Here is a 15,337-nt window from a genome sequence, read left to right on the forward strand (position 1 = left end):
AGGATGGCGGCGGGGTGGGCCCGCGCGCTTGCGCCCGGTGGGATGACTATCCTCAAGACCCGGCGAAGACGCGCTCCAGCACGTTTTTCAGCTGGTCCGCGTCGTACGGCTTCTGCAGGAAGCCGTGCGGCTGGACCGTCCCGGCGCGCTTCAGCAGCTCCGGGTCGCTGGCCCCGGACATGAAGATGCTGCCGACGGAGAAACGGTCGCGCAGCGCGCGGGCCGTCTCGATCCCGTCCTGCGCACCCGCAAGCCCGATGTCGACCAGGGCCAGGGAAGGGCGCTCCCGCTCCGCGATGGCCAGGGCCTCCGCGCCCGACGCCGCGACGCCGCAGACCTCATACTCCATGTCCTCCAGCACGTCGGTGAGGTACATGGCGACGATGGACTCGTCCTCCACCACGAGAACGCGCATTGGATGTGAGCCTTTGGCGGACGACGCCTGTTCCGATCCTATGTCCATCCCAGCCTCCGCGGGTTTGCTGAGCGGGTAGGTCATGCCTCTTCCCTTTTTTGTTTTGCCGGCTGCACCGTATGGTCGCGATCCGTCTGGGCGGGCGGAAAAACCACGCCGCCCGACGCATCGGCGGTGCGGCAAAAGACGCGCGGAACCAAGCGCAACTCCTGCCAAGCATATCGGCAGGACTAGCACGGCGGGTCGGGTCGGATAAGGGAAAAAAGGTCAAATACCTCCAATGGGTTATGTCGATTTTCGTGGTATGCTTACGAAAGTGCGGCAGGCAGCGGGCCCCTGATTCCGCGGCGTCGAATCGACAGAATCCGCGGTGCTGCCGACGGACCGCCTATGAACATGGAGGGGCGGCGGCTTCGCCTTTGGTGGCATAACGGCGTGATCGGAGGCCGGCCGGTCGCCCTGCCGCGCAAACCCAGCCATTCACGATTCGGGTGTTAAAAATTTGAGCGGAATTAATACAATGCTGTAACATGATGCGGCGGCCCGGAGTCCGATGGGGGGACCCGATGGGCGGAACGGCGCAGGCTCATGACGTGGCGATGATGAACGGTCGGGGCGACGAAGCGACGGACCTGGAAGCGCTGGCGCAGGCCATCCGCGCGCACGCCCTGTACTTGGCGGCGCGTCCCAACGGGCTGCGCCTGCAGATGAAGTCCGCGGACCTGACCGGCTACGACCTGTCGGGGCTGGTGCTGTCGGACGCCGTGCTGACCGGGACGAACTTCCGCCGCAGCGTGCTGAAGCGCTGCAACCTGGACGGCGCCGACCTGTTCGGCGCCTGCTTCGTCTCGGCGGACCTGCGCGGCACCTCGCTGGTCGGGGCCGACATGCGCGGCGCCAACTTCACCAAGGCCTGCCTGCGCAACACGGTGTTCGAGCGCGCGGACCTGCGCCCTGGCCAGCTCGTGCTGTGGAAGAACCGCCGCGCGTCCGGCCGGAAGCCGGCCGCGGGCGCCGCCGGCCTGATCGGGGCCAACTTCCGCGACGCTGACCTCACCGGCGCCAACCTGTCGCGCGCGAACCTAGAGGGGGCGGACTTCAGCAACGCCACGCTGTTCGGGGCGAACCTCAGCGGCGCCGACCTGCGCGGGGCCGACTTCGCCGGGGCACGGCTGAAGGGCGCGATCCTGAACAACGCGACGGTCGCCGGGACCTCCTTCCAGGGTGCCGACCTGCGCGGGGCGGAGCTGCGCAACGTCGCCATGGACAGCGCCGACTGGAAGGACGCCCGCCTTCAGGAAGCCATCTACCACCGCGCCGAAGCGGCCCTGCCGCCGCAGATCCGGGCCGGGCTGGACGGGCACGTGCTGTGGATCAACAGCAACGGCAAGGAGGGCCGGCGCTTCGACGTGTCGGACGGCGCCTTCGCCGGCACCGACTTCGACGGCTGCGACCTGAGCGGGGCGATCTTCCGCAACTGCGACTTCACCGGCGCGACCTTCCGCGACAGCAAGCTGCAGATCGCGCAGTTCCCCGGCTGCCGCATGCGCGAGACGAGCTTCGAGAACGCCAACCTGTCGGGATCCAGCTTCGAGGGCTGCGATTTGCAGCGGGCGCGCCTGCGCAACGCGGTGCTGCGCGCCATCGAGCTGCTGTCGCCGGAGGGGGTGCCGACCGGCCGGATGTGGCCGACCAACCTGAAGGGGGCGAACCTAGCGGACAGCGATTTCCGCGGCGCAGACCTGCGCGGCGCGCGGCTGGCCGGCGCTGAGCTGGCGGGCTGCAACCTGTCCGGCGCCGACCTGCGCGACGCCGACCTGGACCGGGCGAACACCGCCGGCACGACTCTGCTGCACAGCCGGCTGAGCTGATGTGACCGTTGAAATAGCTCCCGATCGGATTTCACACTTGTGGACCGTGCTGCCTGCTTTTTAAGCTGAGGCGTTGCCTTCTACTTATGTGTGGAGATTCTCCGTGAAGATTCGTCTGGCCGTTGCGTCCGCTGCTATGTCTGTGGCGCTGGCCACGGGTGCGTCCTCCGTCGCCCAGGCGGGCGTCCTGGACACCGTCAAGCAGCGCGGCAACGTGGTCTGCGGCGTCAGCGGCAAGGTGCCGGGTTTCTCGGTCCCGGACGCGCAGGGCGTCTGGTCCGGCATGGACGTGGACTATTGCCGCGCCATCGCGGCGGCCGTGTTCAACGATGCCAGCAAGGTCACCTTCCGCCCGGTGACCACGACGGAGCGCTTCACCGCGCTGCAGACCGGCGAGATCGACGTGCTGGCCCGCAACACGACCTGGAGCTTCACCCGCGACGCCAACCTGGGCATCGAGTTCGTCGGCGCCAACTTCTACGACGGCCAGGGCTTCATGGTCAGCAAGCAGCTGGGCGTGAAGAGCGCCAAGGAGCTGAACGGCGCCAGCATCTGCATCCAGACCGGCACGACGGCGGAGCAGAACATCGCCGACTTCTTCACCGCCAACAAGCTGACCTTCAAGCAGGTGGTCTTCGAATCCTCCGACGAGGCGGCGAAGCTGTACGACACCGGCCGCTGCGACGTCTACACCACCGACACCTCGGGCCTCGCCGCCCGCCGCACCACCCTGTCGAAGCCGGCCGACCACGTCATCCTGCCCGAGGTGATCTCGAAGGAGCCGCTTGGCCCGTCGGTGCGCGCCGGCGATCCGCAGTGGGCCAACATCGCCAAGTGGGCGCTGTTCGCGCAGATCAACGCCGAGGAGCTGGGCGTGACGCAGGCCAACGTGGACGAGATGCGCCAGTCCAAGAACCCGGACGTCCGCCGCCTGCTGGGCAGCGACGAGGCGCTGGGCAACGAGCGTTGGGGTCTGGACCGCGACTGGGCCTACCGCATCGTCAAGCTGGTCGGCAACTACGGCGAGGTGTTCGAGCGCAACGTCGGCACCAAGACTTCGCTGGGCCTGGACCGCGGCATCAACCAGCTGTGGACCAAGGGTGGTCTGATGTACGCCCCGCCGGTGCGCTGAGTCAGTTGTAGCAAAAGCCCCTCTCCCCCTGTGGGAGAGGGGGTGGGGTGAGGGGAAAACGCTGGAAGCGCAAAAGATTTTCACTACAAAGACACTAAGACACAAAGAAATTCACAAAGGAGTTCTGCCGGTTCCGGCGTCTCGGCGGGTGTTCGGGTCTTCTTTGTGAAAATCTTTGTGTCTTAGTGTCTTTGTGGTGAATCGCTATCATTGCGTGGCTTTCCGTGCTTTCCGCCGCTTGTTCAAGCATCACGGACACAAGAAGCATGACGAACGACCGCAGCGTGCCGGAGGGGCCGCCGCGCGGGGCCACCTGGACGGCGGCACGCGTCCGCGGGCTGGCGATCCAGGGCGTGATCCTGGCGACCCTGGTCGGGCTGCTAGCCTGGGGGATCGGCAACGCGATCCACAACCTGAACAAGGCGGGGATCGCGGCCGGGTTCCACTTCCTCGGAAACCGGGCGGGGTTCGACATCAACTTCCGCCTGATCGACTACAGCCCGGCCGCGACTTATGGCCGAGCCTTCGTCGTCGGGGTGCTGAACACGCTGACCGTGTCGGTACTGGGCATCGTCGCGGCGACCGCGCTGGGCTTCGCGCTGGGCATCGGGCGGCTGTCGCGCAACTGGCTGGTGTCGCGCACGGCGGCGACGGTGATCGAGACGGTGCGCAACCTGCCGCTGCTGCTGCAACTGCTGTTCTGGTACACGGCGGTGCTGGCGCCGCTGCCGCGCCCGCGCGACGCCATCTCGCTGGGCGGCGTGGCCTTCCTCAGCAACCGCGGGCTGACCGTGCCCGGGCCGGTCAGCGACGGGCCGGTCTGGATGGTCTGGGCGGCGATGGGGCTGGGACTGGCCGCCGCGGTGGCGGTCGGGCTGTGGTCACGGCGCCGGCGCATCCTGACGGGGCGGCGCTTCCCGGCGGGCTGGGTCGGGCTGGCGCTGATCGTGCTGCCGCCGCTGGCGGTGTTGACGTCGGGTGCCGTTCCACTGTCTTGGGACGTCCCGGTGCTGAAGGGCTTCAACTTCGATGGCGGCCTGACGCTGGTGCCGGAGCTGATCGCGCTGTGGCTGGCGCTGACGCTCTATTCCGGCGCCTTCATCGGCGAGACAGTACGGGCCGGCATCCTGTCGGTGCCCAAGGGGCAGGTGGAGGCCGCGCAGGCCATGGGCCTGACGCCGGGGGCGGTGCTGCGGCTGGTGGTGGTGCCCCAGGCCATGCGCGTGATCATCCCGCCGATGACGACGCAGCACCTGACGCTGCTGAAGAACTCCTCGCTCGCCGTGATGATCGGCTTCCCGGACCTGGTGGCCGTCTTCTCCGGCACCACGCTGAACCAGACCGGCCAAGCGATCGAGACGATCGGCATGACCATGGCCGTCTATCTGGTGGTCAGCCTGGCGATCTCCTTCGGCATGAACCTCTACAACAGCAAGATGGCGATCGTCCGGCGATGAGTACGACCTTCGAAACTCCCGTCCTCGCGCCGCCGAAGGCATCGCGCAGCCCGTGGCGCTGGGCGCGCGAGAACCTGTTCTTCTCCGCCTGGGGAACGCTGGCGACGCTGTCGCTCGCCCTGCTGCTGGCCTGGGCGCTGCCGCCGCTGGTCAAGTGGGCGCTGCTCGACGCGGTGTGGAGCGGCGCCACCCGCGAGGCTTGCCTGACGCCGGAAGGCACCGTTGGCGGCGGCGCCTGCTGGGTGTTCGTCAAGGTGCGCTTCGGGCAGCTGATGTACGGCTTCTACCCGCTGGAGCAGCGCTGGCGCGTCGATGCGGCGGCGCTGATCCTGGCGCTGGGGCTCGCCACGGTGCTGCCGCTGCGCGCGGCGACCCAGCGGGCCGCGGCGCTGGCGGGGGTGGTGATCGGCGGGCTGGGGGCCGGCTGGCTCGGCGGGCCGGTTCTGGGCGTGGTGGTGGCGCTGTTCCTGGCGGGGCCGCTGCTGCTGGCGCGCGACCTGTCGCCGCTGCGGCGCCTGCCGGCGGCGGCGCGGGTGCTGCTGGCGGTCGGGCTGTCCGCCCTGGCGGCGGGCGTAGGCGGGGTGGCCTTCGGGACGCCCAAGGCCTTCGGCTGGGTGGCGCTGGTGCTGGCGGCCGGCCTGTTCGGCTGGCGCTTCGACAGCCTGCGGGCGGCGGGGCTCTATCTGCTCGGGCTGGTCTTCCCGGTGCTGGCGCAGGCGCTGCTGAGCGGCGGGGCCTATGGCCTGCCCTTCGTCCCGACGGAGCAGTGGGGCGGGCTGTTCCTGACGCTGACCATCGCGCTGACCGGCATGGCGGCGTCGCTGCCGCTGGGGATCCTGCTGGCGCTCGGCCGGCGCTCCGCCCTGCCGGTGCTGCGGCTGACCTGCATCGGCTTCATCGAGTTCATCCGCGGCGTGCCGATGATCACGGTTCTGTTCCTCGCCTCGGTGATGCTGCCGCTGTTCCTGCCGGAGGGGGTGGGGGTGGACAAGCTGCTGCGCGCGCTGATCGGCGTGGCGCTGTTCTCCGCGGCCTATATGGCGGAGGTGGTGCGCGGCGGCCTCCAGGCGCTGGATCCCGGTCAGCGCGAGGCCGCGGAAAGCCTGGGGCTGGGCCGGGTGCAGACGATGGGATTGGTCATTTTGCCGCAGGCCCTGCGCGTGGTCATTCCCGGCATCGTCAACACATTCATTGGCCTGCTAAAGGATACCTCGCTGGTCGCCGTGATCGGTCTGCTGGACCTGATCGGCATCATCAAGACGGCGACGTCCGATCCCAACTGGCTGGGCTTCGCGGCGGAGGGTTATACCTTCGTCGGGCTGGTCTTCTGGGTCCTTTGCTTCAGCATGGCACGGTACAGCCTGCGCCTGGAAAGGACCCTCCGGAACGGGGTGGCCTGACGGGTGTTCCAGTGCTAAACGCTACGCCCACGTCGGGCGAATCCAATAAGCCTGCCGGTCCGGCTTTCCGCGGTCGAACCGGTTGGTCGTCATCGTGTTCGCTAATTGAGGAAACCAAGATGAAGCGTACTTTTGCCGTGTTGGCTCTCGGGTTGATCGCGTCGTTCCCCGGCATCGCTTCGGCGCAGGATGCCGCGGCCGGCGAGAAGGTGTTCAACCAGTGCAAGGCCTGCCACACCATCGAGACCGGCGGCCCGAACCGCGTCGGCCCGAACCTGCACGGCGTCGTCGGCCGCAAGGCCGGTTCGCATGAGGGCTTCAACTACTCCGACGCGATGAAGAACTCCGGCATCACCTGGGACGAGGCCCAGCTCGACAAGTACCTGACCGACCCGAAGGGCACCATTCCGGGCAACAAGATGGCCTTCGCCGGCGTGAAGAACGAGCAGGCCCGCAAGGACCTGATCGCCTTCCTGAAGAACAACAGCTGAGTGGCCTGACGGCCTCTCTCCGCTGACGAGAGCGCACGAGCGCCCACCGGCACCCGCCGGTGGGCGTTTTCCTTTCCGAAGACCCGATCAGGCCGCCTGGTCGAGCGGGGACAGCCCGATGGTGAGGCGGCGGAATTCCGTCGCGAAGGTTGCCGCCGCCTGCGGGGCGAGGTCGAACTTCACATGCATGACGGTGGCGTCGCGCGACAGCACGGTGAAGGGCAGCGGCTGGCTGCAGCCCTGGATCGTGAGCGTCCCGCGGTTGCCGATCGCCGCCGGATCGATCCCTTCCACGGTGGCTCCGCCTTCCGACAGGTCTTGCAGCCGGCCGCGCAGATCCCCGGCCGCGGCCGCGACCGCGCAGGGGGCGGTGATCGCGAAACGCGGGCTGCGGCGGCGATCCACCTCCGGCGTCGCGGTGCGCACGGCGCGCACGAGCATCTGGCGCAGCGTCTCGATGCTGCCGGCCACGTCGGAGGCGACCCGGCGCACCTCCACGGCCCGGCTGCCGGTCTCCGCCGCTTCCTCCGACACCTGGGCGATGCGGACCGACACCTCCTGCGCCGCCGCGGCCGTCTGGCCGACGTTGCGGGAGATCTCCCGGGTCGCGGCACCCTGCTGGTCCATGGCGGCGGCGATGCTGCCGGCAACGCCGTCGATCTCCGTGATGGTGTGGCCGATGTCCTTGACCGCTGTCACGGCGGTCGCGGTCATGCTCTGCAACTCGGCGATCTGGCGGGAGATCTCCTCCGCCGAGCGGGAGGTCTGGGTCGCGAGGTTCTTCACCTCGCCCGCGACGACGGCGAAGCCCTTGCCGGCCTCGCCCGCGCGCGCCGCCTCGATGGTGGCGTTCAGCGCCAGAAGGTTGGTCTGGTTGGCGATGCCCTGGATGAAGGTCGCCACCTCGCCGATGTGGCCGATGGCCTCCGACAGGGACACCACGACCTCCTCCGTCCGCCGGCCGCCGTCGACCGCGCGGCGCGAGATCTGGCTGGCGAAGGCGACCTGATTGGAGATCTCCGCGATGGAGGCGGTGAGCTGGTCGGTGGCCGTTGCCACGGCCTGGGCGTTGCCCAGCGCCTGTTCGGCCGCCGCTGCGACGTTCTGGGAGTTGCCCGACACCGACTCGGCGGAGGAGGCCATGGCCTGCGCGTTCTCGTCCATCAGGGTCGAGCGTTCGGCGACCCGGTCCACGGCGGTGCGGGTCTCCTGCTCCACCGTGCGGGCCATGGCCTCCAGCGCCGCTATCTTGGCCTGTTCCGATTCGCGCCGTTCCCGCTCCTGCTCGTCGCGCAGGCGCTGGTTGTCCAGGCCCTTCTGGCGGAAGGTGGCCACCGCCTGGGCCATGGAGCCGATCTCGTCCTGCCGGTCCAGGCCGGGCACGACCGTCTCGTACTGGGAATCGGCGATCTGGAGCATGGCGGTCCGGATGCGCCCCAGCGTGAGGAACTGGCGGCGGACGACCAGAAGCATGATCGCGCCGACGGCCAGCGTGATCACGGCGGCCACCTTCAGCGTGTTGCTCACCACCTCGTCCACGACGTGCAGCGCGTCGCTCTTCTTCAGGCCTACGAACAGAACGCCGATCACCTCGCCGTTCTGGTTGGTCAGCGGGTCGTAGGCGGTGAAGTAGGCGTCACCCAGGATGTTCGCCTCGCCGCGGTAAGGCTCGTGCTTTTCGAACAGGGCGGTGTAGACCGGGCCCCGCGCCAGGGTGGTGCCGACCGCGCGGCTGCCGTCGGGATTCCGGATGTTGGTCGCCACCCGCTTGTCGCCGTGGAAAATGGTCGCCACGCCGCCGTTCACGCTGCGGATCGAATCGACCACGTCGTTTGCGCCGTCGAGCTTGAAGTCGTCGATGTAAAGCGCGCTGTTCTTGACGTGGAATTCCGACCCCTTCTGGTCGAGGAGGAGGTGGAAGCTGGTGATCGCCTGCTCCCGCCGCTCCAGCGCTTCCTCACCGATGCGGGTCTGCACGATGTAAACCGTGGCGAAGGTCAGGGCACCGCCAAGGACGACGAGGCCGAGCGTGCACAGAATGGTCAGCTTTGTTGCCAGACTCAGCGTACGCAAGGCTTTCATCGACCTGTTCTCCGTCCCGTTGCGACGGACCCGAGGGGCCCCTCGCTCATTGGTGTGATTTTGTGTTAAATGCGAACGAATGCCCCTGCGACGCATTGATGCAGATCAACTGCAGCTTCCGCGTGTATGGATTATCGCTGCGCGTGCAAATTCACCGGAGGGGCGCCTCGGCGGCGGGATCGGACGGAAGGGCCGAGGAGTCGGGGGGCGTGTCCTGCGGGCTGCCGGGCGGGGCGTCGACGGGAGAGGCCGGGGTGGACGCCGTGGCCGGGGCGGGCTTTGCGTCGTCGCCGGTGTTCAGGATCACGGGAAGACCGTCGCGCCCGCCGATGATGATCGTCTTGGCGTTGTTGGAGGTGGCGAAGGCGCGTGTCGCCTCGATGCCGCGCAGGCGCAGGTATTCCGGCGTGATGTTGCGGGCGACGATGTCCTGGAAATCGCGGATGCCTTCCGCCTCGATGCGCTTGCGCTCGCGCTCCTTGGCCTCGCGGGCGATGCGGAAATCATATTCCTGCATGATCTGCTGCTGTTCCACCTTGCGGTCGATTGCTTGGCGGACCAGCGGCGGGAAGGTGACGCCGGCCACCAGCACGTCCTCCACCCGGATCATGGTGGCTTCGATCTGCTTCGGCGTGGCCGCCGCCGCAGACGGGAAATTGTCCGGCGGCGCCGGGAACTGCTCCTGCGCGCGCCGCAGCAGGAAGCCTTGGATGTCGGCGCGGTCCACGGAGTAGAAGCTTTCCGGGTTGTGCTGCGACACGAACTCGTAGACCAGGCTGGCGATCTCCGGATAAACCAGCTTCGCGGCGTAGTCGTCGCCCGCCAGCTTGTGGACCAGCCCGGCGGCCGGCGGATTGATGCGGTAGCGCAGCGCCACCTCCACCGTCATCGCCATGCCGTTGGCCGACACCGCCTCGTAGCTGCGGCTTTCGGTGCGCAGGCGGACATCGTACATGGTGACCTTGTCCCACGGGAAGACCATGTGGGTGCCTTCGTTCAGCACCCGGTCGGTCACCGTGCCGCCGAAGAAGCGCAGCCACAGAACCCCGACATGGCCGGCCTGCACCTCGATGAAGATGGACGGGGCGATGGCCAGCAGCCCGAGGATGACCGTCAGGGCGAGCGCGTAGAGCGAGACGCTGTGCCGCTTCACCCACAGCCGGGCGCGCTGGCGGAACGGCGCGCGGCCGGTGGTCATGTCCCTGGGGGAAAGGTCCTTGGAAGTGGTGTCTGCGGTGGTCATCGTTTCGGCGCCAGCGCCTTGTCGCGGTCCCGCGCGCTGGGACGGCTCACCGCCTGGACCACGAAGTTGACGGGCGGCGTCAGGAAGAAGGCCATCAGGAAATGGCCGACGAAGCCGAAGGTGGTATTGCGGCCCATGAAGCCGCACACCGCGCAGGCGGCGAGATACAGCAGAATGGCGAAGAAGGGCATGCGTCCGGGCCTTGGGCGATGGGGGGCGGCGTGACGACGAGCAGCCTTGCGGGGGAGGGACGGGGAGGTGCCGTGGCGCTCCCCATCCCTTCCGTCCGCCGGCGGTCAGGATGGCGCTGCTCAGGCCGCGGCCGGAGCGGCCTCCGGACCGGTCTCCGGCACGGCGCCCTTGCGGCCGCGGGCCTCCTCGAACTTCGTGCGGAAATAGGCCTTCACCTTTTCCGGCTCGAAGGTCAGGAAGGTGCCGCCGGAGGCGAAGTGCTGGTGGAACACCTTGCCCAGCGCGTAGGTGAAGGCGGCGTTGAAGGCCGGCTGCGTGGCCAGGCGCGTCACCGCGCCCACCACCGGGACGGAGCGCAGGGCCATCCGCACCGCCATGGAGCCGAGCACCCCGCCGGCCAGCGCCGTCGGGGCCACCGTGGCGAGCAGGGTGCCCGCCGCGGACCGGCCGATGTCGCCGCGGAAGTCCACGCCGTGCACCTCCGACAGCTCCTTCAGCAGGCGCAGCTGCACGACCGCCAGGGCGGCGGTGTCCACGAAGTTCAGCGGGATGACGCCCGCCGCGGCCGACAGCAGGACGTGCTGGCGGATGACGGCCTCGGCACGGTCGGCGACGGACGCGGCCGCCGGCTCGGCGGTCGGCGCAGCGGCCGGCTCAGCGGCCGGGGCGGCTTCCGACGCGGTGGTCTGGGCGCTGGCCTCGGCGGCCGGCTCCGGTGCAGTGGTGGTCGGCGGGGTGGCTTCGGCGGCCGTGTCCGGCGTGCCGTCGCCGCCCGGCTGATCTTTCTTAATGACCATGGTGTGGCGCTCCAAAAAGGACGTTGCGAAGGAACAAAGGAAAGAGAGCCGCGGCCGGGGCAGGCGCACGGCGAACGTCGCCCCCGAGGGGACGGCCCGCTTCGAAACACCGCCGGGGAATGCCGGCGGCACCGTGATATGGGCTAACCAATTCGGTTGTCGTCGTCAAAATATTTGCTTCCTATTGGATGGTAATGGCGCGTCGTGAGCCGTGTGAATCGTCCTTCATGATCGTGTGCACAATTTCCCGGCAGTGCTGGTGCGGGAAGAAATGGCCGCCGGGCAGGCGGTGCAGCGCGAAACCGGCGCCCGCGAAGGCCTCCCAGGCAGCGACCTCGGCCACGGACACTTCCGCGTCGTCGGTCCCGGCGAAGCCCAGCATGGGTATCGGCAGGGGCGTCGGGACGGGCTCGTCGACCTCGTCGGACATGATGAAGTCGGCGCGCAGCATGGGCAGCATCAGCTCCATCAGGTCGGCGCAGGCCAGCACCTCCGGCGGCGTTCCGCCGAGGGCGACGATGCGGTTGCGGAAGGCGGCCTCGTCGAGCGTGCGGCTGTGCGTCCGGCGCAGCGGCAGGTGCGGCGCCCGCCGGCCGGAGACGGCGAGCAGCCGGGGCGGCGCTCCCCGCTCCACCAGCGCGCGGGCGGTGGCGTGGGCGAGCGACGCGCCCAGCGAGTGGCCGAACAGCAGCAGCGGCCGGTCGAGCCGAGGGGCGAGCGCCTCCATGATGCCGGGCACGGCGTCGGCCACCGCGGTCAGGCTCGGTTCGGCGATGCGGCTCTCGCGGCCGGGCAGGCGGACGGCGACCAGCTCGTCGCGCGGGTCGAGGTGCCGGTGCCAGTCGCGGTACACGGCGGCCCCCGCGCCGGCGTGGGGGAAGCAGACCAGGGTGCGGCGTGGGTTCGCCACGGTGTGGAAGCTTTGCAGCCAGGGGGAGGGGCTCATTGCGCCGGCTCCAGGCTGAACAGGGTGTGGTGCCGGTGACCTTCCTCGATGCGGCCTTCCTCGATGCGGCCCTCGTTCATGTGGTAGACGCGGTCGGCGAGGTGGAACCAGCGGTCGTCGTGGGTCACGCAGATGACGATCTTGCCGGCCGCGCGCAGCTCCGGCAGCAGCTCCTCGTAGAAGACGCGGCGGAAGTGCGGGTCCTGGTCGGCCGCCCATTCGTCCAGCACGATGACCGGCTTGTCCTCCAGCTGCGCCACGACGAGGGCGAGGCGCTTGCGCTGGCCGGTGGACAGGCTGACCGTGCTGAAGGCGCCGTCCGCCACGGTCACCTTGTCCTGCATCTCCAGCCGTTCCAGCAGGGCGCGGATGCGCGCCGGGTCGGGATCGGCGACGCCGTAGAGCCGGCGCGACAGGTGGTAGTCGGAGAAGATCGCGGAAATCTGGTCGCGGTAGCTCTGCATCCGCTCCGCCGGCACCGGCTCCCCGTCGGCCAGCCGCTCCCCACCCGACAGCGGCATCAAGCCGGTCAGCAGGCGCAGCATGGTGGACTTGCCGGACCCGTTGCCGCCCGTCACGAAGGTGATCTCGCCGGCACGGAATTCCGCCGACAGGGGGCCGACGGCGAAGACCGGCGTGCCGTCCGCGTCGGTGTAGGCGAAGGTGGCGCCGCTGAGCGCGATGCTGGCGGGGGGTTTCGGCAGGGGCTCGGCGGACTCGTTCGGGGCGTCGCCGGCCGCGGCGCGCAGCCGCTCCTCCATCGCCTCGATGTTGGACAGGGCGAGTTCGGTCTGGGTGACCAGCGGGGCGACGAAGGACACGGTGCTGACCGGGCCGACGATGAACAGCGCCGCCGTGGTCGCCGGCACCACCACCTGATAATAGCCGCTGGTAAACAGCGGGACGGCGAAGACCATCATGCCGATCAGCGCGTAGAACATTGCCTCGACCAGCGAGAAGTTGCGGCCCCACTGCGCCTTCATGTCCACGTTGACCGCCCGCGCCCGCGCCGACGCCTCGCCCAGGTCGCGGATCAGCCCGTCGGCGCGCGGGCGGCTCATCCGCACCTCCTTGAAGCCCTTCAGCAGGTCGGTCAGCCCGTCGAAGACGCCGGCCTCGGCCGCCGCGGACTCCATCATGTTGCGGCGCAGGCGGGTGGTGCGGCCGACCTTCACCGCCGTCGCCAGACCGGCGAAGCCAAAGGCCATGACGCAGGCGATGGGCGACAGCCAGGCCAGATAGACCGCCAGGAAGACCAGCATCACCCCCTGCTGCCCGCCGATGGCCAGCATCGGCAGGGTGCGGGCCAGCGTCTGCGTGTCTTGGGTCAGCACGCCGTTCAGGGAGGCGCGGCCGATGCGCTCCACCGTCACTAGGTCGGCGCGGCGCACCGCGTCGAACAGGCGCAGGCGGATGCGGTGGATCAGCCGCTCCGCGTCCTGGGAGGCGGTGACCAGCGCGTAGTTGTGGGTCACGCCGAACAGCGTCACCGTCACCGCGTACATGATCAGCAGCCGCGGGTTCACCGTGCCCGTGGCCGCGTCCTTGGAGGCGGCGTCCACCAGCCACAGCAGGGCCGCCGTGGCGACCGCCGACAGGGCGTTCATCAGCGCCAGCGTCTTCAGATTCTCCGGAATCTCGCGCAGGACGAGGGGGAGGAGCTTCATGCGGCACCTTCCGTGACGGTCAACTCGGTCAGGCGCCCTTCCTCCATGTGCAGGCGGCGGTCGGCGACGTCGAAGTAATGGTCGTCGTGGGTCACCGCGACGATGGTCAGTCCGCGCGCCTTCAGGGCCGGCACGACCTCGCGGTAGAATTTGAAGCGGAAATGCGGGTCCTGGTCGGCCGCCCATTCGTCGAGGATCAGGATCGGCTTCGTCTCCAGGATCGCGGCGACGAGGCCCAGGCGCTTGCGCTGGCCCATCGACAGGTCGCGGCGGCCGAAACGGTCGCCCTCCACCGCGGTCACCCGCTCCATCTCCATCCAGCGCATCAGGTCTTCGGCTTTCACCCGGTCGACGGGGTCCAGGCCGTAGAGGCGGGCGAACAGGTGGAAGTCGGCGAAGACGGTCGCCATCAGCTCGCGGTAGGCGGCGATGCGCTGCGGCCCGATCGCCGCGTCGTCCAGCGTCAGCCGGCCGCGCAGCGGGTGGTAGAGGCCGGTCAGCAGCTTGATGAAGGTCGACTTGCCCGACCCGTTGCCGCCCGTCACGAAGATCACCTCGCCGCGGCGGATGGTCAGGTCGAAGGGGCCGACGGCGAAGGGCGGTTCGCCCGGCGGGGCGGGGAAGGCGAACTCCACCCCCTCCATCCGCCATTCGGCGAAGTCCTTGGGCACCGGCAGGCCGGGGCCGTCGCTGCCCGGCTCGGCCAACTCGGCGAGTTGCTTTTCGAGGTCCATCATGCGGCCGGCGGCGGCCTCCGCGGCGCTGGTCACGGCCAGCGACTGCATCAGGCCGAAGACCGGGGTCGCCAGGAAGAAGACCGCGGCGGAGACCTTCACCACCTCCTGCGCGAAGGTGCCGGAGTAGGTCGGCACGACGAAGACCACCACGCCCAGCATCAGGTTGAAGGCGCATTCGCCGAACACGAACTGCTGCCAGCTGTGCAGGTGCACCTGGTCGCGCGCTGCCGTGGTGCGGGCCGACACGGTGCCGAAGGTGGCGTTCAGGTCCTGGCTGCGGGCGCTGTTGAGGCGCTGCTCCTTGAAGCCGTCGAAGAGGTCCGACACCCCTTCGAACATCACCGCCTCCTCCGCCATCATGGCGCCCTGCCGCTCGTCCAGCGCGCGGCCGAGCCGCACGTAGAACCAGGCACCGCCGCCCAGCAGCCCGCCGATCAGCAGGAAGGCGGTGGGGGAGACGGTGGCGATGTAGACCAGGATCGTCCCGGTCAGCAGGACCGAGCGCAGGGTCAGCGCCAGGAATTGCGAGTTCTGGGAGATGATCTGGCTGCTCTGCGTCACGCTTTCGAACAGCGGGGTCTGGCCGAACCGCTCCAGCTTCCACAAGTCGGCGCGGCGGATGCGGTCGAGCAGGCCCATGCGCAGCTCGTCCACCACCTCCTCCACGTCCGACGCCATGTGGGCGACCATGCGGCTTTCCACGACCATGTAGACCAGCACGCTGGCGACGAAGGCCAGCGCCATGGGCACGTCGACGATGTCGGCCTTGTCCTCGGCGATCCGCTCCGCCGCGCGGTTGACGATCGCCAGCACCAGCGTGCTGCTGAGCGCCGACGCCGCGGCGTAGAGGACCAGCCGCCGCAGCGGCCCCGGCCCGAGCCGGCCGAGCAGGCGGAGAAGATTCACG

At 69.1% G+C, this 15,337-nt stretch carries 13 protein-coding genes; 5 read left to right on the top strand and 8 right to left on the bottom strand.

Annotated features, from left to right (window positions below; translation table 11 throughout):
• Positions 1-52 precede the first annotated feature (52 nt).
• Entirely contained in the window at positions 53-415 is a 363-nt protein-coding gene (locus J2851_RS05155) for a response regulator (protein ID WP_209764713.1), read from the bottom strand.
• Between the two features lie 599 nt (positions 416-1,014).
• On the opposite strand from J2851_RS05155, the gene J2851_RS05160 reads away from it, so the two are divergent.
• The 5 genes from J2851_RS05160 to J2851_RS05180 all read left to right on the top strand — a co-directional run bounded on the left by J2851_RS05160 (position 1,015) and on the right by J2851_RS05180 (position 6,766).
• Positions 1,015-2,286: a pentapeptide repeat-containing protein gene (locus J2851_RS05160; protein ID WP_209764714.1), complete on the top strand. Its 1,272-nt coding sequence runs from the start codon at positions 1,015-1,017 to the stop codon at positions 2,284-2,286.
• 103 nt (positions 2,287-2,389) lie between these two features.
• On the top strand, positions 2,390-3,418 hold the full coding sequence (locus J2851_RS05165) for an amino acid ABC transporter substrate-binding protein (RefSeq protein WP_307418996.1): 1,029 nt from the start codon (positions 2,390-2,392) through the stop codon (positions 3,416-3,418).
• Between the two features lie 266 nt (positions 3,419-3,684).
• Positions 3,685-4,875, top strand: coding sequence for an amino acid ABC transporter permease (locus tag J2851_RS05170; protein ID WP_209764715.1), 1,191 nt, complete (start codon positions 3,685-3,687; stop codon positions 4,873-4,875).
• Positions 4,872-6,275: an amino acid ABC transporter permease gene (locus tag J2851_RS05175; protein WP_246500429.1), complete on the top strand. Its 1,404-nt coding sequence runs from the start codon at positions 4,872-4,874 to the stop codon at positions 6,273-6,275. Before J2851_RS05170 ends, J2851_RS05175 begins: the two co-directional genes overlap by 4 nt.
• 119 nt (positions 6,276-6,394) lie before the next feature.
• Entirely contained in the window at positions 6,395-6,766 is a 372-nt protein-coding gene (locus tag J2851_RS05180) for a c-type cytochrome (protein ID WP_209764716.1), read from the top strand.
• Between the two features lie 87 nt (positions 6,767-6,853).
• Here J2851_RS05180 and J2851_RS05185 read toward each other — a convergent pair whose 3' ends face one another.
• From J2851_RS05185 to J2851_RS05215, 7 genes are all read right to left on the bottom strand, one after another.
• On the bottom strand, positions 6,854-8,848 hold the full coding sequence (locus J2851_RS05185; RefSeq protein WP_209764718.1) for a methyl-accepting chemotaxis protein: 1,995 nt from the start codon (positions 8,846-8,848) through the stop codon (positions 6,854-6,856).
• Between the two features lie 151 nt (positions 8,849-8,999).
• Positions 9,000-10,091: a prohibitin family protein gene (locus J2851_RS05190; RefSeq protein ID WP_246500430.1), complete on the bottom strand. Its 1,092-nt coding sequence runs from the start codon at positions 10,089-10,091 to the stop codon at positions 9,000-9,002.
• A complete protein-coding gene (locus tag J2851_RS05195; RefSeq protein ID WP_209764720.1) occupies positions 10,088-10,282 on the bottom strand; it encodes a hypothetical protein in 195 nt (64 codons plus the stop codon). The genes J2851_RS05190 and J2851_RS05195 overlap by 4 nt, the downstream gene beginning before the upstream one ends.
• A gap of 120 nt (positions 10,283-10,402) precedes the next feature.
• Positions 10,403-11,080, bottom strand: a complete 678-nt coding sequence (locus J2851_RS05200) for a YcjF family protein (RefSeq protein WP_209764722.1) — start codon at positions 11,078-11,080, stop codon at positions 10,403-10,405.
• 181 nt (positions 11,081-11,261) lie between these two features.
• Positions 11,262-12,026, bottom strand: coding sequence for a thioesterase II family protein (locus J2851_RS05205; protein ID WP_209764724.1), 765 nt, complete (start codon positions 12,024-12,026; stop codon positions 11,262-11,264).
• Positions 12,023-13,693, bottom strand: a complete 1,671-nt coding sequence (locus J2851_RS05210; protein ID WP_209764726.1) for a cyclic peptide export ABC transporter — start codon at positions 13,691-13,693, stop codon at positions 12,023-12,025. Before J2851_RS05210 ends, J2851_RS05205 begins: the two co-directional genes overlap by 4 nt.
• On the bottom strand, positions 13,690-15,336 hold the full coding sequence (locus J2851_RS05215) for an ATP-binding cassette domain-containing protein (protein WP_209764728.1): 1,647 nt from the start codon (positions 15,334-15,336) through the stop codon (positions 13,690-13,692). Before J2851_RS05215 ends, J2851_RS05210 begins: the two co-directional genes overlap by 4 nt.
• Position 15,337: the final 1 nt, after the last annotated feature.

It is taken from the genome of Azospirillum rugosum, from assembly GCF_017876155.1.
In the GTDB taxonomy this organism is placed as follows: Bacteria; Pseudomonadota; Alphaproteobacteria; order Azospirillales; family Azospirillaceae; genus Azospirillum; species Azospirillum rugosum.

Coding starts and splice junctions, on each gene's coding strand:
- J2851_RS05175 (WP_246500429.1), top strand. CDS start 4,872: ATGAGTACGACCTTCGAAACTCCCGTCCTCGCGCCGCCGAAGGCATCG.
- J2851_RS05155 (WP_209764713.1), bottom strand. CDS start 415: ATGCGCGTTCTCGTGGTGGAGGACGAGTCCATCGTCGCCATGTACCTC.
- J2851_RS05205 (WP_209764724.1), bottom strand. CDS start 12,026: ATGAGCCCCTCCCCCTGGCTGCAAAGCTTCCACACCGTGGCGAACCCA.
- J2851_RS05185 (WP_209764718.1), bottom strand. CDS start 8,848: ATGAAAGCCTTGCGTACGCTGAGTCTGGCAACAAAGCTGACCATTCTG.
- J2851_RS05180 (WP_209764716.1), top strand. CDS start 6,395: ATGAAGCGTACTTTTGCCGTGTTGGCTCTCGGGTTGATCGCGTCGTTC.
- J2851_RS05210 (WP_209764726.1), bottom strand. CDS start 13,693: ATGAAGCTCCTCCCCCTCGTCCTGCGCGAGATTCCGGAGAATCTGAAG.
- J2851_RS05195 (WP_209764720.1), bottom strand. CDS start 10,282: ATGCCCTTCTTCGCCATTCTGCTGTATCTCGCCGCCTGCGCGGTGTGC.
- J2851_RS05160 (WP_209764714.1), top strand. CDS start 1,015: ATGATGAACGGTCGGGGCGACGAAGCGACGGACCTGGAAGCGCTGGCG.
- J2851_RS05190 (WP_246500430.1), bottom strand. CDS start 10,091: ATGACCACCGCAGACACCACTTCCAAGGACCTTTCCCCCAGGGACATG.
- J2851_RS05170 (WP_209764715.1), top strand. CDS start 3,685: ATGACGAACGACCGCAGCGTGCCGGAGGGGCCGCCGCGCGGGGCCACC.
- J2851_RS05200 (WP_209764722.1), bottom strand. CDS start 11,080: ATGGTCATTAAGAAAGATCAGCCGGGCGGCGACGGCACGCCGGACACG.